Source organism: Chelativorans alearensis (genome assembly GCF_010993735.1).
GTDB classification, from domain to species: Bacteria; Pseudomonadota; Alphaproteobacteria; order Rhizobiales; family Rhizobiaceae; genus Chelativorans; species Chelativorans alearense.
In genome coordinates this window covers 205,504-227,158 of sequence record NZ_WQNI01000010.1, presented here as the reverse complement: position 1 = coordinate 227,158, position 21,655 = coordinate 205,504, and the positions used below count along the sequence as shown (strand labels likewise).

Here is a 21,655-nt window from a genome sequence, read left to right as displayed (position 1 = left end):
CGGTATGGGACGCCTAGATCGACGTGAGGAAACGAGCGTTGCGTCGTCAGGCTTTTGAGCGGCCGGTGAGCACTGCCTTTGCGGCGCTCGTCAAGTGTCGCCGCAAAGCACGCTCGGCTTCCTTGGCGTTGCGATCCAGTATCGCAGAGATGATCGTCTCATGCTCAGCATCAGAGCGGCCGACACGCTCGGCCTGCCGAAGCTGCGAGCTTCGGAACGGCGCCAGCTTCAACCGCATCATCTCGGCGATTTCCATCAGATCTGCGTTATGCGTCCCGGCATAGATGGCCGCGTGGAACTTCGTGTTCACCTCGTCGTAGCTCCGGAAATCGCCGAGTTCGGCCATGCGCCTCATCTGCTGGTGCAGCATTTCCAGTTCAGTTCGCTCCGACATAGTCATACGCGTGGCGGCCAACCGCCCGCAGGTCGCCTCGATTTCGCCCATGGCCTCGAACATCTGGTCGATGCGCTCGCGCCCGACATCGACGACCACGACACCCTTGTAGGGAACACGCTGCGCCAGCGAACGCGAGACGACAATATGCAAGGCTTCGCGTATCGGCGTGCGCGATACACCAAAGCGTTTGGCAAGCGCGCTTTCGTCAAGCTTCGCTCCCACGGGCCAAAGCTGGTCGATGATCTCGCGCTCCAGCTGGGCGGCGATAAATTCGCTGTGGACCGTTCTCACATGTCCGCTCATGCGATGCCCCGCGAACCCGCCATCATCACTTCCGCCCGCGCCGTCACCATGCAACTTTGTATTCCGTACAGTCCCTTTGCTGGCGAACTGTATACACGGCGAGCATCACGGAAACCACGGGTTATGTCAGCCGCAAGGGATATATCGGAGTTCAAGGCAGCAGCCCCATGCCGTAAAGCCCGTACCAATTGCTCACAGCAATGGCACCCGACGACTCCCGCCATCCAGCGCGTGTTCGACGCCGGCGCCCGCTTCGTCGGCAAGACGCATACGGACGAACTGGCCTGGTCGCTCTACGGCATGAACCCGCATTTCGGCACGCCGGTGAACCCCGCCGCGCCAGACCGGATCCCGGGCGGCTCGTCTTCCGGGTCCGCCGTTGCCGCCGGCATCGCGGATATCGGCATCGGCACGGACACGGGCGGGTCGGTGCGCGCACCGGCCAGCTTCTGCGGCATCTGGGGCCTGCGGCCGACCCATGGCCGCATCCCCCTCAAAGGCTGCATGGAGCTTGCCGCCAGCCTCGACACTTGCGGCTTCTTTGCCCGCGATGCGGCCACCATGGAAGCGGGGCGCGGTGATGTTCGGAGAGGACACAGCCGTACTGCCGGAAGAGCCGCGCCTTCTGCTGGCCCTGGACATGGCCGAAAGGCTGGCGCCTGAGCCGAGAGCCGTATTCGACGCCGCCTTTGCACATCTGGGTACCGAATCCGCTACCGTCTATCCCAAGGGCGGCGCGGATGCGCTCTACGAGGCATTCCGCGACATCCAGTCGGCGGACTGCAACCGCTCGGTCGTGCCCTGGATGACGGCGGCCCGCATCCCGCTGGCGCGCGGGCTCGACCAGCGCTACGCCTATGCGCGTGCCATGACGGCGGAAAAAGAAGCCGCCGCCGACAGATTCCGTCAAAGGCTGCGGCGGAAACTGGACACACTTCTCGGCACTGACGGCGTCCTGCTTGCACCGGCGGTCCACGATGCACCATTCCGCCTGGATGCACCCGATGCCGTCTTCAACGGCTACCGGCACGAGGCAATGAAACTCCTGTGCGTTGCCGGCCTGGCCGGTCCGCCGCAGCTCGTGCTGCCCGCCGGTCGGGTCGATGATGCGCCTTTCGGCGTCTCGCTGATCGGGCCGCGCGGGTCGGACCGTTCGCTCATTGCGGCAGCGGCGCGCCTGATGCACGCTCGCCAATCAGAGAGCTGATGCGCCTTGCCGCGGCGGGAACCGGCTCGATGATGGGGATGGCGGAAACTCCGTGCAATTGAACCGCCGCCCTTGCCAGAGGGCCGCCACCAATAATGACGGCCTCGGCGCCTGAGCGCGCGGCGCGCTCTACCGCCACCTTCAGAAGTACGATCAGGCGTGCCTCTTCGGCGACGGCCAAAACGGGATCCGCCTCCGTGAAAACCGTGCCGGCGAACTGCGCAGCAAGGCCCGCCCGCGCCACCCGGGCGGCAATCGCATCTTCCAGTGCGGGTGTCGTCGTCGCCACGGCGAAACGCCGGCCACCGGCGGCGGCCTCATGGAAGCTGGCCTCGCCGATCCCGCAGACCGGCACAGTGAGGCGCCGCCGCGCCTCGTCGAGCCCAGGGTCTCCGAAGGCCGCGATGATGACGCCTTCCAAAGGTTCCCGCCGCGCGAACGCTTCCTCGAGCAGCGTCAAGACCGCCCTGGCGCCGGTGGCAAGCGCTTCCGGTACAGTGATCATGGATACACCGAAAGGCGCGGTGCGACCGGCGAAGTCCAGGCCGGTTCCCGCGGAAAGCGCGATCTCGACCATTGCTGCGGTTGTCGAACTGTTGGTGTTGGGATTGACGAGAAGCACGCTCATTCGGCGGCCCTAGTATTCACCGGAAGTTTTCCAAAATCCCTCATGCACGTGCGCCGTCTCCTCTTCGAGCAGCGGCCCGACCACCTCAACCTTTCGCTGACCGGCGGCGAAGACCTCCCGGCAGGGCAGATCCATCGTCAGGTTCTCCGGGTCCGGCCCGATCAACGCCTTCAACGCCTTTTCGCTCAACCCGTGCACCACGCGGCCCACGCCCGCCCAATAGGCAGAGCCAGCACACATGGCGCAGGGTTCGGCACTCGCATACATGGTGCATTCGGCCAAGAATTCGGACCCGTATTTCCGCGAAGCCTCGGTCATGAGATTGCGCTCCGCGTGGCCGGTGCGGTCTCCGACTGTTCCGCAGGTGTTCATCGCTTCCAGGAGAACGTTGCCCTCCGTATCCGCCAACAGCGCACCGAAGGGATGGTCGCCACGCGCCCGGGATGCCTCGGCGAGTTCGATCGTGCGGCGGAGGAGCGCGAGATCGTCTTCATGGTTCATGGTCATCTCGTACCTCGTGGAGATCGCTGCTGGCTGATGACTATCGGCTCCGCGCAAAAATTAGGCAAGCCGCGACAATGCATATTTTGTAGGCAGAGAGAGATGATCCCTTGCGCTTTTGCAAGGCGTGCCATGGTCAGGTTTGCGGCAAAAGCCCGGAATTTCAAAGCTTCGGGCAAATGGCACGCTTCCTGCATAACAAATGAAGAGTAGAAGCGGTCAGGGCAACAAGGCCCGGGACATTGCTCGGCACAAAGGATCTTCTTCAGGAGGCGCCAATGCCGAAGCCCTACTCACGAACATCCTCCCAAGATGGTCGTCAGCCCGCCGGTCCGAAAGGACCGGCGGGTTGCGATGTCCCTGGCCTGTTTAGAGGGAACACAAGAATGATAAGGAAAGTAGCATCGAGCCTGTTGGGCGTGGTGGTGGCGACGGGTGCGGCGGTCGCAACCGCCGAAGCCGCCGACAAAGTGGTTTATCAGCTCGACTGGCTGCCCGGCGGCGACAAGGCGCCGATCTATGTCTGCATCCAAAAGGGGTTCTGCGCCGACGCCGGCCTGGACGTGACGATCGAATCCGGGCGGGGCTCGTCGGAAGCCATCACTAAACTCGCCACCGGCAATTCTGACATCGGCTCGGCGGGGCTGGGAGCGGTCATGGCGGCGAAGGCAACCGAGGACGTGCCCGTGACCGCCGTCATGTCGATCTTCAACAAGGGCCCGCACGCCTTCTACACGCTCGCTGGCAATGGGATGGAAGAGATAGCGAACGTCAAGGGCAAAACCGTCGCCACCTCGCCCTTCACCGAATCCAACGTCTACCTGCCGCTGGTGCTTAAGGATCTCGGCCTGTCGGAGAGCGACATCACGCTCACCAAAGCCGATCCAGGCGCACTGGGCCCCATGCTGATGACCGGGGCCAGCGACGTTATCATCGCCTGGCTGACGGATCTCTCGCGCTACCAGGGGCAGGCGAGCCAGGCCGGCAAGGAACTCGTCGTGCTCCCCTGGTCGGCGGCGGGCCTCGACCTTTATTCCGCGTCGCTGGTGGCTTCCGACAAATTTCTCGAAGAACGGCCTGAGGTCGCAAAGCGCTTCATCGCCGCTTTCAGGAAATCGGTCGAGTTCTCGAGGGAAAATCCTGCGGAAGCCGCCGAGGCCGTCGCTGCCATGGTGCCCGAGTTGCAGGTAGAGAATGTGCAGGGCTCGCTCCGGGATACGCTCGTCCTCATCTTCAACGAAGTGACGGAGAAGGACGGGCTGGGCACCATCGAGCCGGAACGGCTCAAGGCTACATGGGAGCGCGTGGCCCAGGCTCAGGGCTTCGATCCGGCTGCGCTCGATCCCGAGACGGCGGTCGACCGCAGCTTCCTGCCGGAGAACTGATCGATGGCGAGTGGTGTCGCGGCCATCCGTTTTTCCGGCGTGGGGCAGGTGTTCGCAACCGGTGCCGGCACTCTTGAAGCCCTGTGCGGAGTGGAGACGAGCATCGCCCGGCACGAATTCGTGGCGGTGCTCGGCCCTTCGGGCTGTGGCAAGTCCACGCTGCTCAGGCTCGTGGCCGGGCTCCTCCGGCCAACGCGTGGCGCTGTGGAGGTGTTCGGCCTCAAGGTGACGGAACCGCGCGACGACATCGGCATCGTCTTCCAGAAGCCGACGCTGCTTCCCTGGGCGAATGTGGAGGACAACATCGTCTTCCCACTCCGCCATAAGATGGGCCGCGTGGGCGCACAGGACCGGGAGCGCGCCCGCGCTCTCCTTGCCAAGGTTGGGCTCGCGGGCTTCGAGGAGCGCCTTCCGGCGGAGCTTTCGGGCGGCATGCAGCAGCGCGTCGGCATCGGCCGGGCGCTGCTTATGAATCCCGACATCCTGCTCATGGACGAGCCCTTCTCCGCCCTCGACGCGCTGACGCGCGAAGACATGGGCTTCGAGTTGCTTCGTATCTGGGAGGCGCAGCCCAAGACCGTGCTCTTCATTACCCATTCGATCAGCGAGGCGGTGCTTCTGGCCGATCGCGTGCTGGTGATGAGCGAGCGCCCGGGCCGGGTGATCGAGGACTTGGCGATAGAGATCGACCGCCCGCGGGGCATCGATACGAGCAATGAAAAGATGATGCATGACTATGTCGGACACCTCCGAAGCCTCCTCCTCAAGCGCGCAGCGTGAGGTGGAGCTCACCTGGCGGCTGGCCGCAAGGCGGGCGCTCCACGCGCCCGGCCTGCTTCCGGCCACCACTTTCATCCTCCTCCTTCTCGTGTGGGAGGCTTCCTGCCGGCTCTTCGAAATCCCGACTTTCGTCCTGCCGGCGCCGAGCCGCATCCTCGGCGGCTTCGACAGCATCGCCGTCACGCGCTGGGTCGACCATGTCTGGGCGACGCTCCGCGTGGCCCTGATCGGCTACATTGCTTCCATTGCCATCGCCCTGCCGATCGCGGTCCTGCTCGCCCGGTCGGAGATCATGTCGCGGGCGATCTACCCTATCCTGGTGGTGGTCCAATCGACTCCGGTGGTAGCGGTGGCGCCGATCATCATCGTGGCTCTCGGCTCCGGCGACCTGCCGCGCGTCGTCATCACCTGTCTCATCACCTTTTTCCCGCTGGTGGTCTCCACGACGACAGGGTTGATGGCCACGCCTCCCGAACTGATCGAACTGTCGCGCAGCCTGCGCGCGCCGGTCATCCGCGAGATCACGCAGATCCGCTTTCCTTATGCCGTGCCCTATATCTTCTCCGCGCTCAGGATATCGGTGACGCTTGCCGTCATCGGGGCCGTCGTCGCCGAGTTTGTCGCCGCCGAAAAGGGCATCGGGTACTTCATCCAATTTTCCACTTCCATGTTCCAGGTGCAGCAGGCTTGGGCGGGGCTCGTGGTCCTCGTCCTTCTGTCGCTCATCCTGTTCCAGATCGTCACGCTGGCCCAGCGCATCTGGTTTCCCTGGAGCCTGCCGAAGGAGCGGACATGACCGACTTCCTCATCAAAGGCGCGCTCGGCATCCTGACCGGCCGATCGGGCGCGGCGGCACGTGCCGAAGGCGACATCCGCGTGCGTGGCGGCATGATCGCGGAGATCGGAAGCCTTGCCGCGCGTCCCGGTGAGCGCGTTGTCGATGCCTCAGGCGCGGTGGTCACTCCCGGCCTCGTCAACACCCACCACCACCTTTTCCAGAGCGTGCTCAAGGCCGTGCCTGCCGGCATGAACGAGGCGCTGGCGGCGTGGCTCCGGCTAGTGCCTTACACCTTTTGGGATCGCATCGACGAAGAGGCGCTGCGCGTGTCTGCCACGATCGGCCTTGCCGAACTTGCGCTTTCGGGCGCCACAACCGTCGCCGACCACCACTACTTCTTCTCCGACCGTTACGACTTCGATCCCGTCAATGTGCTGTTTGAGGCTGCCGAACGCTTCGGCGTGCGCTTCTTGCTGGCACGGGGCGGCGCCACCAAGGGGCGGTCCTTCGATGCCGACCAGACGGCACAGCTTCCCGTCGAGCCGCTCGACCGGATGATCGCGTCCGTCGAAGCTGCGGCAAAGCGATGGCACGACCCCTCCCCCGCATCCATGCGGCGCGTCGCCTTTGCCCCCACCACGCCGACCTTCTCGCTCAACGAGCCGGAGCTGAAGGAGGTCGCCGCGGCTGCCCGCGCCATGGGCCTCAGGCTCCATTCGCACTTATCCGAGAACATGGACTATGTGGATCACACGCTGGCTCACCACGGCAAGCGTCCGGTCCACTGGCTGGCCGAGCATGACTGGCTTGGCCCGGATGTCTGGTTCGCGCATCTGGTGGAAAGCGATGAGGACGAACTGTGCCTCCTCGCCGACACCGGCACGGCCATGGCCCACTGTCCGCAGGCCAATGCACGCCTTGGATCGGGCATCGCGCCCGCCGACCGGCTCCACGGACTTGGCGGTACTGTCTCGCTCGCCGTCGATGGTGCTGCGGCAAACGAAGCGGCCGACATGGTCTCCGCGCTCTACGCCGCCTTCTCGCTGCACCGTGCGCATAAGGGTGTCGGCGCCGCAGACGCCGAGACCATCCTCCACTGGGCGACCGCCGGCGGAGCCCGCGCGCTCGGCTTCGAGACGATCGGCACCTTAGAGCCAGGCAAGCAGGCCGATATCGCCATCTTCGACCTGAGCGCCCCGCGCTATCTCGGCCAGCACGACCGCGCGCTCGGCCTCATCGTCTCCGGCGGGCAGGCGCATGTCCGCGCAAGCTTCGTCGCTGGGCGCCAGATCGTGGAGAACGGCCGCCTGCCCTGGCTCGACATGGATGAGCTCGCCGCCGATGCGGCCCGCGTCGTGGCGCGCATCACAGCACCGCGGGAGGAAAGGAGGCTCCGGGCAAGTATGTGAGGGAGCGCCCGTCCCGCGACAGTTCGGGAGTAGAAGCAGTCAACGCCCAGAGCATTCTGCAGCCAGGTGGCAAGCACCCGGCGTCGCGCAAAATGCGGCAAAGCAGAGAGGCGCCGGTCATTGCTCCTTTTGGAAACTTGCGGCGTGGGCCGCGCTTCAACAAACGGAGTTGTCATGCAGACCACAGCAAAAGCCGACTACGGCCTTGCCGAGCTGAACAAGGAAACCACCTTCGGCGGCGAAGGGCGCGAAAAACCGCGCCATGTGCCGAAGATCGACATGAGCGACTACGAAGCCCGCAAGCTGGAGATCGCAGACGCGCTCTGGACGGCGGCAACGGAGATCGGTTTCTTCCAGCTCGTCAATCACGGCATCCCGCAGGCGCAGGTCGACGACGCCTTCGAAATGTCCGAACGCTTCTTCGCCCTGCCGGCGGAAGTGAAGGAAAAATATCCGCTCGCCGGCGGCACCAATGCCGGCTGGGAATACAAGGCGCAGGTGCGCCCATCTACGGGCACCGCCGACCACAAGGAATCCTACCAGATCACCCTGCCGCGCATGGGCGCGCTCTGGCCGAGTGGTGCAGAGCTTTCCGGTTTCAAGGCGGTGATGCTCGCCTTCGAGCGGGCGAACTGGGCGCTCGGCATGAAGGTGCTCGACTGCTTCCGCCTGAAACTCGGCTTCGCGCCGGACTTCTTCACCGACTGTCATGACCCGCAGTCGCCGGAATACCAGAGCACGCTCCGCCTCCTGCACTATCTCGGCATGGAGAACGCCAAGCCCGACGATTTCAAGATGTGGCGGGCAGGCGCGCACACCGATTTCGACTGCCTCACCCTGCTCCACCAGCGCCCCGGCCAGGGAGGGCTGCAGCTTTGCCCCGGCAAAGAAGCCGGTGAGCTCGAATGGACCGACGTCGAGCCCGCCCCCGGCGTCGTCACCTGCAACATCGGCGACATGCTGATGCGCTGGAGCGACGACAAGCTGCTCTCCACCTTGCACCGCGTCCGCATGCCCAAGCAGCATGAGAGCAAAGGCTCGCGCTATTCCATGGCCTTCTTCTGCCAGGCCAACAAGGACGCTATCATCCAGGGGCCGGAGAAACGCTACGACCCGATCACCGCGCACGAATACCTGCAGCAGCGCATTGCTGCAAACTTCGCTAAGCATTGAACGGTAGTGACGCCGAAGGCCGCCAGACCAGCGGCCTTCGGCGGCAGAAAACCCGCACTGCATTCAATCTTGGCACAGGCGTATCAGGCCTGATCGCGGCGACCGTCCGCCAGCGCTTTGGCCGCGATCGCTCCCGGTCGCATCCTCTGCTCATTGGCCCTTCCTGAGCGGTCCGGCCGAGAATTAACAAGCACCTCCATCCTGTTCGCCTGGTGGAATGAAGGCGTCCGCGGACGATCCGTTTTTCTGCCGGCCTCGAAGATATGGGGCTCACATGGGCGGATGTCGCGCAGGCGCTTTCGACAGCACGGCGATGATCAGGGCTTTGCCCGGATGGCTCGTGTGATGCGCTGCGAACTGTAATCGAAAAAACTTGACAAATTTCAGAAGCTTTATAGTTGGTTGCAGCGCGGCAGCCAGACGGAATGATCCAGCCCCCGCTCTTTTCCACGCAATGGGGGCATCTATGGCGATTGCTGACAGGAGCGGGCCACACTTCCAAATTTCCGCGAGAGCGGCATTCCTGCTGACAGCGAGCGCGCTTTCCACGGTTGCCCTCGGCGTACAGGCCATGCCGGCGGCGGCGCAGACTCCCGAGGAGCGCACGACGCGCCTGGAGCGGCTGGAAGTGCGCGGCCAGACGGGTGAAGCGGAGGACGAAGACAACGACACCGTCGCTCCCAAGGAAGCCAGATCGGCCACCAAGACGGAAACGCCGCTTGCCGAGACGCCGCGCTCGGTCTCGGTCGTGACGCGAAAGGAGATGGAGGAGCGAGGGGTCCAGGACATCATCCAGGCGGTGCGCTATTCGGCGGGCGTCACCACGGGCAGCTTCGGCTTCGATCCCCGTTTCGACCAGATCTATATCCGCGGCTTTAACCTCACGACGCTCGGCGACTACCGCGACGGTTTGCGCCAGCCTTACATGAACTACGGCACCTTCCGCACCGAGCCTTACAGCCTCGAGCGCATGGAGATCCTGAAGGGGCCGGCCTCGACACTCTATGGCGGCGGCACCCCCGGCGGGCTCGTCAACAAGATTTCCAAGCGGCCGACGGGCGGGGACCACCGTGAGGTCGAGCTGCAATACGGAACGGTCGACCGCTATCAAGCCGCCTTCGACGTCGGCGGCGCGCTCAACAAGGACCGCACGCTCCTCTACCGGATTGTCGGCGTGGCGCGCGATGCGGACACCAATTTCGACATGCATGACGACCGCCTGATGCTGATGCCTTCGCTGACATGGCGGCCGGACGACACCACGTCTCTGACCGTCTATGCACTTGGCCAGAAGGACAAGACGTCAGCCTCGGCCGCGGCGCTAAACCGCAACGGCGTGGCGCTCGACATACGGGCGAGCGATCCCGAATACGACCACCAGAAAGTGGAGCAGTACCAGGTGGGCTACGAGTTCGAGCACACCTTCGACAATGACGTGACCTTCAACCAGCACGTCCGCTACTCCTATCTGGACCTCGACGCCCGATATCTCTCCGGGGCATGGGACGCCGTCGACCCCAATATCTATCGCCGCGGCGCCCATGCCATCGCCGACCGGATGAACGTCTTCCAGACGGACAACCGCTTGTCGAGGGCATTCGAACTCGGAGGCCTGATGCATAATGTGCTGGCCGGCCTCGATTTCACCGATGTGGGGTCGGAGTTCAGCTACCGCACCGATGGCCTCAACCCGGACTACGACCTCGACATCCGTGACCCGGTGTCAGGCATCAGCGGGCCGACGCCTCAGACGCTCGTCCTCCACAGCGCCGCCGACATGCGCCAGATCGGCCTTTACGCGCAGGACCAGATCGAGGCTGGCCGCTGGCGCTTCACCCTGGGCGGGCGCCACGACTGGGTGAAGCAGAAGAATAGAAACCACATGACCGGAGCCGTGACCGTCAATGAAACGAACAGCGCGTTTTCCGGGCAGGTCGGTGCCCTCTACCGCTTCGACAACGGGTTCTCCCCCTATGCGAGCTTCGCAACCTCCTTTCTGCCGGTCACGGAGAAAGGCGCTAACGGAACAGTGCTCGATCCGCAGACGGCAAGGCAGTTCGAGGTCGGCGTGAAATACCAGCCGGAGGGATCGCCTTTCTCTATCGCCGCTGCCTTCTATCACATCACCGAAACCGACAGGCCGGAGTTCGTAGGCATCGAGAACGGCCTGTTCATTTACGCTCCGGTCGGCGAGGTGACGACGAAGGGCGTGGAGATCGAGGCGCGCGCCTCGCTGGCCGCGGGCTTCGACGTGGTTGCCGCCTACACCTATAACGATGCCGAGATCACGGGCGCTGCCGACACCAGCCTCGTGGGCAACCGCCCCGCCGTCACCCCGGAGCATGTCGCATCCCTGTGGGGCTACTATACCTTCGACGAGAACACGCCGCTTGCCGGCCTCTCGCTCGGTGCCGGCGTGCGCTATCTGAGCGAGACCTTCACCAGCAGCGCCAACACCTCGAAGAACGAGGCCGTCACCTATCTCGACACGTCAGTCGCCTATGATTTCGGCAAGGGGCGGCCCGAGTGGGACGGGCTCTCGCTCTCCGTCTCCGCGACCAACCTGACGGACGAGCGACCGGCGGTCTGCAACGAGGGCTATTGCTATCTGGGGCAAGGGCGCAGCGTGGTCGGATCGCTGAAATACAGGTGGTAGACGATGACAGCGGCCGCAGCACTTTTCGAGCGCAGCAAGGCCGGGACCGACGAGCGGCCGCCGTCCCCCGGCTTCGCTGTCGAAAGGGCGGTGGTCCGCGCCGAGGGGCGCACGCTTCTCGACATTGAGGGTCTGTCTTTCCGCCCTGGAGAACTGTGCGGTCTCATCGGGCACAACGGCTCGGGCAAGACAACGCTCCTGAAGCTCCTGGCAAGGCAGATCAAGGCGGACGAGGGGACGATCCTCTACGGCGGACAGGCGCTTTCCGATTTCGGCGCGCGGGAATATGCCTGCCAGGTGGCCTGGCTTCCCCAGGCGCTGCCGGCGGCAGAGAGCCTGACGGTGGCCGAGTTGGTGGCACTCGGCCGCTATCCCTGGCACGGAGCGCTGGGGCGCTTTTCGGCGGAGCATCAACGGGCCTGCGACAAGGCCATTGCAGCGACAGGTATCGAGCCCTTCGCCGACCGGCTGGTCGATACGCTTTCGGGCGGCGAGCGGCAGCGGGCATGGCTGGCCATGCTGATAGCCCAGCAGCCGGAATGCATGCTTCTCGACGAGCCGATCGCGGCTCTGGACCTCGTTCACCAGGTCAGTGTGATGGAGCTCGTACATTCGTGCGCGCGCGAGCGCGGCATGGCCGTTGTCGTCGTCCTGCATGATGTAAACATCGCCGCACGCTTCTGCGACCGCATTGTCGCCCTCAGGGGCGGCCGTGTCATCCAGGACTGCGCCCCCGCCGAACTGATGACGCCGCAAGTGCTGGAGGAGGTTTACGGCCTCCCCATGCGCGTGGTCACGCATCCCGACAGCGGCGCTCCGTTGGGCTTTGCTCGCTGATGAAGCTTCGCGGCCTTCATAGCGGGCTGTCGCGGCGCACTTTTCTCACCGCCGCCGCGTCCGCCTGGCTGCCGCATGTTTCGGCCGCCGCCGTCCCGCGAGTTGTCTCCCTCGACTACGCCGTGGCCTCCACCATGATCGAGATGGGCGTGCCCCCCGTTGCCGTTCCCAGCACGCCCGATTGGGATGTCTGGGTGGTGGAGCCGCGCCTGCCGCCTGAGACGGTCAATCTCGGCTCCATGAACGAGGTGAATTTCGAGGTACTGCAGAGCCTTTCGCCGGATATCATCTTCTCTTCCCCCTATCTGGAGGCTCTTCGGCCACATCTGGAACGCATCGCGCCGGTAAAGAGCTTTGCCGTCCACAACACTGGCTCTTCGCCCTTTCCCGAGATCGTCAAGGCGACGCGGGAGATCAGCCAATTGCTGGGCAAGGACGCGGCGGCCGACACGCTGATCGAACGCACGCACGAAACCTTCAAAACCGCGGCGGCGCGCGGCGGCGCGCTCCGCGACCGCCGCCTCTTCTTCGTCAGCTTCATGGATCCTTATCATGTCCGCGTCTATGGCCGGAACGGCATCTTTCAGGACGTAATGGACCGGATGGGGCTCACCAATGCGTGGGATCGCCCCACCAATGGCTGGGGTTTCGCAACCATCGGCGTGGAGCAACTGGCGGGCGTCGAGAACAGTCATCTTTTCTACTTGGACCCGGTGCCGCCGGACGTTCTCGAAAGTCTCGGGCGTAGCCCGCTGTGGCAGCAAATGCCCTTCGTGCGCAGCGGGCGGATCGATCGCTTTCCCTCTGTCCTCATGTTCGGCGCCTTGCCGGCCATGAGCCGCTTCGCCAACCTTTTGGCCGAGTTCGGAGAACGCGATGCAGCCTAGGTTTCGCCTGGCATCGATTTCACTGCTTCTGTTCATGCTTTTAGGCGGCCTGCTGGCGACCGTCGTGGCAGGTTACCTCTCCTCGGGCGGTTATTGGGAAGCGCTTGTCGCGCCAGATCCTTCCTCGGCAAGCGAGATGCGGGTGCACTACAGTGTACTGCCACGGCTTGCCGTCAGCCTGCAGGCGGGCGCGGCGCTGGGGCTTGCCGGTGCGCTGCTGCAGCAGGTCTTGCGCAATCCCCTGGCATCGCCCTCCACACTCGGCATATCGGCCGGCGCCCAGTTTGCGCTGTCGCTGGCATTGCTGTGGGCACCCTCGCTCATCGAGGCGGGGCGTGATTTGGCCGCGGTCGCCGGCGGAGCGGCGGCCGCAGGCATCGTGCTGGCGCTCTCCTGGCGGCGCGGGCTGGAGCCTTTCTCCGTCGTGCTTGCAGGGCTGGTGGTCGGGCTTACCCTTTCGGCTGCGAGTGCCGCGCTCGTTTTGCACAACGAGCGCTATCTCGAAGGGCTGTTCCTGTGGGGCAGCGGCGCGCTGACCCAATATGACTGGCATATAGCGGGCGTGCTGTGGCCGCGCCTGCTTCTCGCCTGTTTCTGCGCAGTCCTCATGCTGCGCCCGCTCGCCATGCTCGATGTCGATACGGTCGCTGGCGCGCTCGGCGTCAATCTCCTTCTCACGCGCCTTGCCGCGCTTGCCGTCGCCGTTGCGCTGACGGCGGTCGTGGCAGCCCATCTCGGCGTCATTGGGTTCGTGGGGCTGGCTGCACCCGCCTTCGTGCGTGCTGCTGGCGCGAGACGCTTTTGGGAGAGGCTCGTATGGGCGCCCATTGCCGGCGCGCTGCTCCTGACGGTGACGGATCTCGTTGTGCAACTCCTCTCGGATCGCATCGGCGTCTTCCTGCCGACGGGTGCTGTTACCGCCTTCCTCGGGGCGCCGGTGCTCTTGTGGCTCCTTCGGGACTTCAAGGCGCGGGGCATTCCTCCGACGGCAAGCCGTGCTCCCGGCCGCCGAGCGATTGCCGGATCGTCGGTGCGAATCGCACTTATGCTGACGGCCTTCGGCCTTATGGCCTGGCTCGCGCTTTCCCTTGGCCGCACGCCTGACGGCGGGTGGGAGCTTGCCAGGGGGCTGCTCTGGAACGAGCTTCTGCCATGGCGCTGGCCGCGTGTTCTCGGCTCCACCTCCGCCGGCGCCATGCTGGCGCTCGCCGGCGTTATCCTGCAGCGCTACACGGGCAATCCTATGGCTAGCCCGGAAGTCCTCGGCATCACGTCGGGTGCCGGTCTCGGCCTTGTCGCTGCACTCTTTGTTACTGCGGAGGCTGGCTTTGTATCGCAGACGCTGTTCGCTGTTCTTGGAGCCGGGCTCTCTCTGGTGCTTATCCTTTGGCTCTCCAGCGGTGCCCGGCGCAGCCCTTCGCAGTTTCTGCTCGTCGGTGTCGCTCTCACAGCTTTTCTCTCCACCCTTTTTGCCGTGCTGATGGCGACGGGCGACCCACGCATGCTGCGGCTTCTCGCCTGGATGTCGGGTTCCACCTACGACGTACTGCCGCAGGAAGCGGTGCTTGCGTCGGCTGCCGCCGTCTTTTTCCTCTTCGTCACGCCGTTTGTCGCGCGCTGGCTCGACATCCTCCCTCTCGGTGCGGAGGCCGCGCAGAGCCTGGGGTTGCATCTCCAGGCAAGCCGCATCGTCCTGCTCGTGCTTGCGGCAGCCATGACGGCGGCGGCGACCTTGCTGGTCGGTCCGCTTACCTTTGTCGGCTTGATGGCTCCGCATCTTGCGCGGCAGATGGGCTTCGTCCATGCGCGCCCGCAGCTTCTGGCGGCGGCGGTCCTCGCGGCGATGATGATGCTTGCGGCCGACTGGCTGGGGCGCACGATCGACTTTCCTTGGCAGTTGCCGGCGGGGCTCATCGCCACGCTGCTGGCCAGCCCCCCGCTCATGTGGCTGCTTGCGAGGCGGACGGAATGAGCGGCACGTCTTCCGTATATCATCGGCAGGTCCATGACCCGCTGTTTGCAGCCCTGCCGGCGCACACTAGGGACAAGTTCTCGTATTGCAGCGAACGCATCTTTTCGCAGCAGCCCGCCGGGACCATCTCCATGACGGGAATGGATCTGACCGATGCCAGGTGCTTCGACGGGATCCTCGCGCCTTTTGCAGCCGCCTATCCCGACGCTGACCGGCGCGCAGTCATCTCGATGTGGAGCCTTTATTATTTCAGCACCCTGGTCATACCGGCGACCGTCTTCGCGCTGGTGCTGGGGATGCGCCCGCCTCTTGCGCTCGATGAGACACGCATCGTCTTCGATGTGGCGAAGGGCACGCCGAAAAGCTTCATTATGTCCGATACGCCACGCGCCGGCGGAACCACCGGCATCCACGACCGCATGTGCCCGGTGATACGGGGCCATGCACAAGTTCTCATCGACTTCCTACAGGGGCACGCAGGGCTGAGCCCGAAACTTCTGTGGAGCAACGTCGCCTCCTATCTCTCGTGGGCGGTCGAAGAAGCCGGCCGGCACGTGGACGGGCGCCTAGAGGCGGAAGGGCGGGTGCTGCTCGATGAGCCGCACCTTGCCGATGGCAGCGTCAACCCACTGTCCGGACTTCTGTGCAACGTCGAAAGCCAGGGACACATCCACCGGCGGCGACGCCTGTGCTGCCTGCGTTACATGCTGCCCGGCGTCGGTGGTTGCGGCGTACTCTGCCCCGTTCCTGAGGAACGTCTGGCGCGGGAGAGGCAACGCGCAGCGAAAGCACTGTAGATGGCAGCTCCGTCGAAGATGCCTGTGATTTTTCCTGGAATAAGGACCCCGTTTTCGTCCTAAAAAGCCCCCGCGACACAGGGCATCAGACTGCATCCGACCACGGATGCCTGAGAAAAACTGCTTGCCGCGCTGCGTCCCGGTTTCGGGCAGATCGACGCGCGAGGGTCACGCACCGGCGCATGGCTTTGCTGCGATGGCGCGGATCATGAAAAGCAGTCCGCCTCCCACCGCGTTGTTCGCCTCGACCGACTCGCTCGCCGTCGGCGCGCTCCACTGGTGCCGGGAAAACAGCGTGGCCGTACCCGGCGATTTGGCAATCGTCGGCTACGACAACACGGAAATTTCCCGGTACGGCACGCTGCCGCTGACGGCCGTCAACTATGCCGCGGACGAGATCAGCCGGATCGGCGTCGACCGGATCCTGAAGCATATCGGAAGCCGCGAATCCGGACACGCTCCCGATGTTAGACTGATCGAGCCAGAGCTTGTCATACGTGAGAGTGCGTAGACCACTTTAGATCAGTAACTCCCCGAGGCGATCACGTACTGAACATCCCTAGACTTCTTATGAGGAGCCGGTGCTTTCACCGCAGCTTTCGGGCTTAGCGCCAGCACCTCGGGCGTCTGTAAAGTCGTCCACTGCAGTCCAACCGAGGAAGGTGGCTTCGCGGGCGGCTTGATTACGCCTCGATCTCAGTCGCGGTAACTTTTGATTTCAGCTTCCATTTCCGCATAACCAATTGATGAAAAATGCATTTCCCCCAGATTATTGAATTTCCAAGGGATCGCGTTCCCTTCGAAACGCTTCAGAGATTTACCAGTTGTTAACCATTTCCTCGATACCACCGTGGCAACGAAAAATTTACGAAGATGACCGACGTGTTAACCCAACCCCGGCCGATCCGCCTGAAGGGGCGATCCTTTCTTGCGCTCGCACTGACCCCGGAGCCGCCCTTCGATGACTGGCTGGCGCGGCTCGACGATCTCGCTGCCCGTTCCGCTGGATTTTTCCTGCGCCGACCCGTAGTGCTCGATGTCGAAGGACTGGACATCGACCGTTCGCAACTTCGCAAACTCGTCGATCAGCTCGGCACCCGCAGTGTGCGGATCATGGGCATCGAAGGCGCGCGCCCATCGTTGCTCTGTTCCGACCTGCCGCCCGCGATGACCGACGGGCGCCCGGCCTCAGACTTCGAAGCGCCAATCGCGGAGCAGGATGATGAAGTCGATGCTGCCGAGAGCGTCGTGCCTTCCGACCCGCTGCCGACCAAAGCCACGCCTTCGATCATCGTCACACGGCCCGTGCGCTCGGGGCAGTCGCTCTTCGTGCCCGAAGGGGACGTGACGGTCGTCGGTTCGGTGGCATCGGGCGCGGAAGTCGTCGCCGGCGGATCGATCCACATCTACGGCACGCTGCGGGGAAGAGCGATGGCTGGCACGACAGGCGGTGCCTCGGCACGCATCTTCTGCCGCAAGCTCGAAGCGGAGCTGATCGCCATCGACGGTTTCTATAAGACGGCCGAGGAAATGGAGCCCGATCTGCGCGGGAAGGCCGTCCAGATATGGCTCGAAGGCGAAACGATCAAATTGGGAACACTCGGCTGAGCCGAGGGCGTGTCCGTACAAAGAGGAGAGGTCAATGGGCAAGGTAATCGTGGTTACATCGGGCAAGGGTGGGGTCGGCAAGACGACGTCTTCCGCCGCACTGGGCGCCGCCCTTGCACAAAATGGCGAGAAGGTCGTGGTCGTGGATTTCGACGTCGGTCTGCGCAATCTCGACCTCGTCATGGGCGCTGAAAGACGGGTGGTCTACGATCTCGTCAACGTGATCCAGGGCGAAGCCAAGCTGACTCAGGCGCTGATCCGCGACAAGCGGTTGGAGACGCTCTACCTGCTGCCGGCTTCGCAGACACGCGACAAGGACAATCTCACACCGGAGGGTGTCGAGAAGGTCATTACCGCCCTGAAGAGGGCCTTCGACTGGGTCATCTGCGACAGCCCGGCGGGCATCGAGCGCGGCGCGACGCTTGCTATGCGCCATGCGGACGTGGCCATCGTCGTGACGAATCCGGAAGTCTCCTCGGTGCGCGATTCCGACCGCATCATCGGCCTGCTCGATTCCAAGACGCTCAAGGCCGAGAACGGCGAGTGCATGGAGAAGCATCTGCTTCTCACGCGCTACGACCCGGCTCGCGCCGAGCGCGGCGACATGCTGAACGTGGACGATGTTCTCGAAATCCTGTCGATCCCGCTGCTCGGTATCGTACCGGAAAGCATGGACGTGTTGCGCGCATCCAATGTGGGCTCACCCGTCACACTGGCGGATGGCCACAGCGCGCCGGCGATCGCCTATTTCGATGCCGCACGCAGGCTCAAAGGCGAGAACCTGCCGGTCGCCATCCCGGGGGAAAAGCGAGGCTTCTTCGGCAAGATCTTCGGGAGGAAAGCGGCATGAACTTCTTTCGCCTCTTCTCTCGCCCCCAATCGGCCCCGGCCGCGCGTGAGCGCTTGCAAGTGCTGCTCGCCCATGAGCGTGCTTCGGCGGGCGATTCGGATCTCGTAACCAAGCTGCGCGACGAAATCCTGCGTGTCATCTCCAAGCATATGCAGATCGATGACGAGAAGGTCAGCGTCAAGATGGAGCGCGGCGCTCAGGTCACGACGCTGGCAGTCGACATCGAGATCCCGTTCGAGGCGGGCAAGAAGGCGGCCTGACAGCCGCCGCTCGTTGGAACGCCGTATGTCCCTGTGCGGACGTCGGTCTAACGCTTTGAATGAGCGTGGCGATCCGAAACCGGCTTCGTTTTTGGGTACGCGGGCCTTCAGTTCGGTCCGATGCTCTGAATGACCACTCCCCGATCAGCAAAGGAGGGATATCGTGACCCGACTCGCACTTCTGGAAAGGCTGAAGGAAGTCCAGCAGATGCCCAGATATCAGGGGCGTGACATCACCACCATCAGCGCGGTCTTGTCAAACCAAGCACTGGCGAGGCATGTGGAACTCTGCGAGGAAGCTGCGGGCGCTACGCCGCGGTTCGCCGGACAGGCCGGCAGCAAGGCGGAGCAGGTGCACACGGGCAGGGCTTGAGGCAACTTACCTGCTCCTTAGTAGCACCCCTGAAGCACGGAAACGTTGGCATAGGCGGCTAGATTGGCTTTCGCGCAGACGGCAAGGTCCAGCGAGAGCTCGATCGCCGTGACACATCCCAAATTCGTTGTCATTGTTCTTGATGATCTGCGACCGGACCTTACCTTGTTGCGGTCCAGCTTATGCCCCCTAACGGAGTACTTTCCTGGGAACTGCTGTACGGACTGAGCGACGTTGCCTTTCTGACGGCGAGGCCAATATTCCAAGGGGAAACTTCGCGCGAGAAAGGGACCCAGACAATGCGCATGGCACTCTTCGCCGCAAGCGCGGCATTGGTACTGGTCGGCTGTACGACAACAGAGCGGGATGTTGGTGTGGGGGCTGCCGCAGGCGCAATCATCGGCGGTATAGCAGGCGATACCGAAGGCGCGCTCGTAGGTGCCGGAGCCGGCGCGCTGGGCGGCCTGCTCGTTAGAAACCTTAGAAACGGCTATTGTCAGTATCGCGACCGCAACGGCCGCCTCTACACGGCTCGGTGTTGAATGTTGCCGTTTGCCGCCTGCCAGAAGGTCCGCGCCTGGCGGGCACAGGTCGAAGAAGGCCAACGCCGAGCGCTCAGATCAGCGATTTTCCGAATGGTGCTTGAGTGGCGACGATGACGTTGGCTGAACTGATGAAAACGCCTGTCCGGGAGCTGCTCGTCGGCGCGCTTCCCCAAGCCGGGAAACGATTTCTTCGCGTATCTGCTGGCAGACAAGATGCTGGCCTTAGGTAGCGCTCGTCGATGTGTACACCCACCTCACCGCGTCCGGACAGTTGTGTTTAGCAAGCAGGTAGCAGCGCGATTCTTCAAATCGGTATCCATCTTTGATCGTCCGCCTCACAAATGCGTGCTCGCTGGCGCTGTTCTCAACGCAGCCGGGCCAAAGCCGCCGCTGTCCAGAAGCCAATGCACAAGACGAGCGCGCCCACACCCACCGCGATCAGAACCGCGTCATATCCCCCCGTGGCTGACCATAGCCAGGCGGCCGCCAGCGGCGAGACCGCCTGCATGAGGTTCATCGGCGCGACCAGGATCCCGTTGATCGAGCCATAGGCTTCCCGGCTCACCATTTCCGGCACCGCCAGCCCACGCACGATGGTGATCATGCCGTTCGCCGCGCCGTAGCAGGCGGCGATGGCCGCGATAACGATCACTTCCGGCGGCGCCCAGGCGAAACCGATGACGGCGAGCGGAAAAATGATGACGATCATGGAACCGATGGAGCGGACGGGAGCGTGCGGGGCGAAGACCCAGATCAGGATACGGCCCGCGACCTGGGCGGGACCGATCACCGCCATCACGGTAACGACGCCGGCGGCGCTGAGCCCGCGCTCCAGAAATAACGGGTAGAGGTGGAAGGTCAGGGTGGAGAAAGCCGCGGCATAGGCGACGAAGGCCAGCATTAGCGCCCAGAAGACCGGACGGCGGACCGTCCATGCGACAGCTTTGCGCCCGGTCAGTGGCAATGGCTCGTGCGGCTCGCGAACGGGAACCGGATGGTCCTTCCTCGGGTCGATGGCGAAGAAGTAAAGGCCGCCGCAGACGATGATGTTGATGGCGCCCAACGTCATCAGCGCGCCACGCCAACCGAACACGTCGATCAGCAACTGGATGAGCGGGATGAAGACAGTGGAAGCAAAACCGCCCCAGAGCGTCAGGGCGGTAATGCCGCGCCGCGCCCCGCCCGCGCCCACGCGCCGGGTGATCACGGCGAAGGCCGGCTCGTAAAGATTGGCTGCCTGAAGGCAGCCGATCCCTGCCAGGATGACATAGAACAGGAGGATGTTCGAAACCTGCGACCAAGCGGCCAGTAGGAGGCCGGCCGCGACCGCCGCCGCGCCCATCACATAACGCCCCTGGCCACGATCGATCGCCGCACCGACCGGATAGGCAGCCAGCCCCGCCAGCGCCATGCCCAGCGTCGCCGCGCCATAGATCTGCGGCTTGGACCAGCCAAGGTCGGGACGCATCGCTTCGGCCAGCAGCGGAAAGCTGTAGTACAGCGAACCCCAGGAGCAGATCTGGGCGATACCGAGCGCCGTGATCAGCCAGCCGATCTTGGCATCGCGTGTTCGGGATTGGCCTTCGATGGCGCTTGTTGTCACGCGGCACTCCGGCAACAGGCGGCCCGAGGCGCCGATGCGCTCTCGGTCGGGGCCACATTTGTAGCGCAGCCGCGCCCCTCTTCGCCATGGGCCTTGGCGCCGGCATTCTTGGCACAGCATGCGTCCACGCCTTGTGAGAAGACGCGGCCATGGCCACAGTCCTGCACGGAAGCTCCACGCTCGAAGACGAGAGAGCGCAGACCACGCTGCACGAGATGGGCAACGGCGACAAGACCGACCGGCCCCGCATGGATGACGGCAATCGGATGATCTTGATGGGCCATGCTGTTCGCTTCTCGATACTTCCAGAATATTCGAATTATCAAAGCAAAAAAACTGGGCTTCAGGATGCTCCTGCGCGTGCAATGGTAGCGGGCGGGCAGGTTCCGTCCGCACAGCACTCGTCGGCAAGATAGCCTAACAGCGCTTGCATCGCGGCGTAGTTCGCCCGGCAGATAAGCGTCGTCGCCTGCCGCTCCTGCGTTACCAGCCCGGTCTCGCACAAGCGCTTGCAATGATGCGACAATGTTGAGGCAGGGATGCCGAGCTTCCCCTGAACCTGCCCAACGGACATCCCCTCCCCTCCGGCCCGCACCAGGATGCGGTAGATCTTGAGCCGGGTCGGGTTGCCCAGCGCTTCGAGTTGCTCGGCGGCTTCTTCGTATTTCATGGAAATAGCTTATGTGAGCGTTTTCGGCAGGTCAAT

At 63.9% G+C, this 21,655-nt stretch carries 24 protein-coding genes; 18 read left to right on the top strand and 6 right to left on the bottom strand.

What is annotated here, in order from left to right; translation table 11 throughout:
- Nucleotides 1-46: 46 nt before the first annotated feature.
- A complete protein-coding gene (locus GPJ75_RS17025; RefSeq protein ID WP_163269525.1) occupies nt 47-700 on the bottom strand; it encodes a GntR family transcriptional regulator in 654 nt (217 codons plus the stop codon).
- A gap of 123 nt (nt 701-823) precedes the next feature.
- Here GPJ75_RS17025 and GPJ75_RS27610 point away from each other — a divergent pair, with 123 nt between their 5' ends.
- Nucleotides 824-1,363 carry an amidase family protein gene (locus GPJ75_RS27610; RefSeq protein ID WP_281354819.1) on the top strand — a complete coding sequence of 180 codons (540 nt, stop codon included), beginning with the start codon at nt 824-826 and terminating at the stop codon, nt 1,361-1,363.
- The gene (locus GPJ75_RS17015; protein WP_163269523.1) at nt 1,281-1,907 is read left to right on the top strand and encodes an amidase family protein; all 627 of its coding nucleotides are present in this window, start codon (nt 1,281-1,283) and stop codon (nt 1,905-1,907) included. Before GPJ75_RS27610 ends, GPJ75_RS17015 begins: the two co-directional genes overlap by 83 nt.
- Here the strand turns inward: GPJ75_RS17015 and GPJ75_RS17010 are convergent.
- On the bottom strand, nt 1,858-2,535 hold the full coding sequence (locus tag GPJ75_RS17010; RefSeq protein WP_163269522.1) for an aspartate/glutamate racemase family protein: 678 nt from the start codon (nt 2,533-2,535) through the stop codon (nt 1,858-1,860). The genes GPJ75_RS17015 and GPJ75_RS17010 overlap by 50 nt on opposite strands.
- Before the next feature lie 9 nt (nt 2,536-2,544).
- A complete protein-coding gene (locus tag GPJ75_RS17005; RefSeq protein ID WP_163269521.1) occupies nt 2,545-3,042 on the bottom strand; it encodes a nucleoside deaminase in 498 nt (165 codons plus the stop codon).
- Between the two features lie 380 nt (nt 3,043-3,422).
- Between GPJ75_RS17005 and GPJ75_RS17000 the strand changes: the two genes are divergently transcribed.
- The 16 genes from GPJ75_RS17000 to GPJ75_RS16925 all read left to right on the top strand — a co-directional run bounded on the left by GPJ75_RS17000 (nt 3,423) and on the right by GPJ75_RS16925 (nt 19,343).
- Entirely contained in the window at nt 3,423-4,421 is a 999-nt protein-coding gene (locus GPJ75_RS17000) for an ABC transporter substrate-binding protein (protein WP_163269520.1), read from the top strand.
- Nucleotides 4,422-4,424: 3 nt separating this feature from the next.
- Nucleotides 4,425-5,201: an ABC transporter ATP-binding protein gene (locus tag GPJ75_RS16995; RefSeq protein WP_163269519.1), complete on the top strand. Its 777-nt coding sequence runs from the start codon at nt 4,425-4,427 to the stop codon at nt 5,199-5,201.
- The gene (locus GPJ75_RS16990; protein WP_163269518.1) at nt 5,152-5,997 is read left to right on the top strand and encodes an ABC transporter permease; all 846 of its coding nucleotides are present in this window, start codon (nt 5,152-5,154) and stop codon (nt 5,995-5,997) included. The genes GPJ75_RS16995 and GPJ75_RS16990 overlap by 50 nt, the downstream gene beginning before the upstream one ends.
- Nucleotides 5,994-7,388 carry an amidohydrolase family protein gene (locus tag GPJ75_RS16985; protein WP_163269517.1) on the top strand — a complete coding sequence of 465 codons (1,395 nt, stop codon included), beginning with the start codon at nt 5,994-5,996 and terminating at the stop codon, nt 7,386-7,388. Before GPJ75_RS16990 ends, GPJ75_RS16985 begins: the two co-directional genes overlap by 4 nt.
- Nucleotides 7,389-7,562: 174 nt before the next feature.
- Nucleotides 7,563-8,561: an isopenicillin N synthase family dioxygenase gene (locus GPJ75_RS16980; protein ID WP_163269516.1), complete on the top strand. Its 999-nt coding sequence runs from the start codon at nt 7,563-7,565 to the stop codon at nt 8,559-8,561.
- Between the two features lie 466 nt (nt 8,562-9,027).
- Nucleotides 9,028-11,217 carry a TonB-dependent siderophore receptor gene (locus GPJ75_RS16975; protein ID WP_163269515.1) on the top strand — a complete coding sequence of 730 codons (2,190 nt, stop codon included), beginning with the start codon at nt 9,028-9,030 and terminating at the stop codon, nt 11,215-11,217.
- Nucleotides 11,218-11,220: 3 nt separating this feature from the next.
- On the top strand, nt 11,221-12,054 hold the full coding sequence (locus GPJ75_RS16970) for an ABC transporter ATP-binding protein (RefSeq protein ID WP_163269514.1): 834 nt from the start codon (nt 11,221-11,223) through the stop codon (nt 12,052-12,054).
- On the top strand, nt 12,054-12,941 hold the full coding sequence (locus GPJ75_RS16965) for an ABC transporter substrate-binding protein (protein WP_163269513.1): 888 nt from the start codon (nt 12,054-12,056) through the stop codon (nt 12,939-12,941). The genes GPJ75_RS16970 and GPJ75_RS16965 overlap by 1 nt, the downstream gene beginning before the upstream one ends.
- Nucleotides 12,931-14,913 carry a Fe(3+)-hydroxamate ABC transporter permease FhuB gene (gene fhuB / locus GPJ75_RS16960; protein WP_163269512.1) on the top strand — a complete coding sequence of 661 codons (1,983 nt, stop codon included), beginning with the start codon at nt 12,931-12,933 and terminating at the stop codon, nt 14,911-14,913. Before GPJ75_RS16965 ends, fhuB begins: the two co-directional genes overlap by 11 nt.
- Nucleotides 14,910-15,710, top strand: coding sequence for a siderophore-iron reductase FhuF (fhuF, locus tag GPJ75_RS16955; RefSeq protein ID WP_163269511.1), 801 nt, complete (start codon nt 14,910-14,912; stop codon nt 15,708-15,710). Before fhuB ends, fhuF begins: the two co-directional genes overlap by 4 nt.
- Before the next feature lie 106 nt (nt 15,711-15,816).
- Nucleotides 15,817-16,221 (top strand): substrate-binding domain-containing protein, encoded by a 405-nt coding sequence (locus tag GPJ75_RS16950; RefSeq protein ID WP_281354818.1) that lies wholly within the window; start codon nt 15,817-15,819, stop codon nt 16,219-16,221.
- A 362-nt stretch (nt 16,222-16,583) separates the two neighbouring features.
- Entirely contained in the window at nt 16,584-17,318 is a 735-nt protein-coding gene (gene minC, locus GPJ75_RS16945; RefSeq protein ID WP_163269509.1) for a septum site-determining protein MinC, read from the top strand.
- Between the two features lie 34 nt (nt 17,319-17,352).
- The gene (gene minD / locus GPJ75_RS16940; protein ID WP_163269508.1) at nt 17,353-18,168 is read left to right on the top strand and encodes a septum site-determining protein MinD; all 816 of its coding nucleotides are present in this window, start codon (nt 17,353-17,355) and stop codon (nt 18,166-18,168) included.
- On the top strand, nt 18,165-18,428 hold the full coding sequence (gene minE, locus GPJ75_RS16935) for a cell division topological specificity factor MinE (RefSeq protein WP_163269507.1): 264 nt from the start codon (nt 18,165-18,167) through the stop codon (nt 18,426-18,428). The genes minD and minE overlap by 4 nt, the downstream gene beginning before the upstream one ends.
- Nucleotides 18,429-18,591: 163 nt before the next feature.
- Nucleotides 18,592-18,801 (top strand): hypothetical protein, encoded by a 210-nt coding sequence (locus GPJ75_RS16930; RefSeq protein WP_163269338.1) that lies wholly within the window; start codon nt 18,592-18,594, stop codon nt 18,799-18,801.
- 299 nt (nt 18,802-19,100) lie between these two features.
- The gene (locus GPJ75_RS16925; RefSeq protein WP_163269506.1) at nt 19,101-19,343 is read left to right on the top strand and encodes a YMGG-like glycine zipper-containing protein; all 243 of its coding nucleotides are present in this window, start codon (nt 19,101-19,103) and stop codon (nt 19,341-19,343) included.
- A gap of 367 nt (nt 19,344-19,710) precedes the next feature.
- Here the strand turns inward: GPJ75_RS16925 and GPJ75_RS16920 are convergent, their stop codons facing one another.
- The 3 genes from GPJ75_RS16920 to GPJ75_RS16915 are packed head-to-tail and all read right to left on the bottom strand — an operon-like array spanning nt 19,711 to nt 21,619.
- Entirely contained in the window at nt 19,711-20,949 is a 1,239-nt protein-coding gene (locus GPJ75_RS16920) for an MFS transporter (RefSeq protein WP_246249101.1), read from the bottom strand.
- Entirely contained in the window at nt 20,946-21,233 is a 288-nt protein-coding gene (locus tag GPJ75_RS27425) for a hypothetical protein (protein ID WP_246249100.1), read from the bottom strand. Before GPJ75_RS27425 ends, GPJ75_RS16920 begins: the two co-directional genes overlap by 4 nt.
- Nucleotides 21,234-21,292: 59 nt before the next feature.
- Nucleotides 21,293-21,619: an ArsR/SmtB family transcription factor gene (locus GPJ75_RS16915; RefSeq protein ID WP_163269504.1), complete on the bottom strand. Its 327-nt coding sequence runs from the start codon at nt 21,617-21,619 to the stop codon at nt 21,293-21,295.
- Nucleotides 21,620-21,655: the final 36 nt, after the last annotated feature.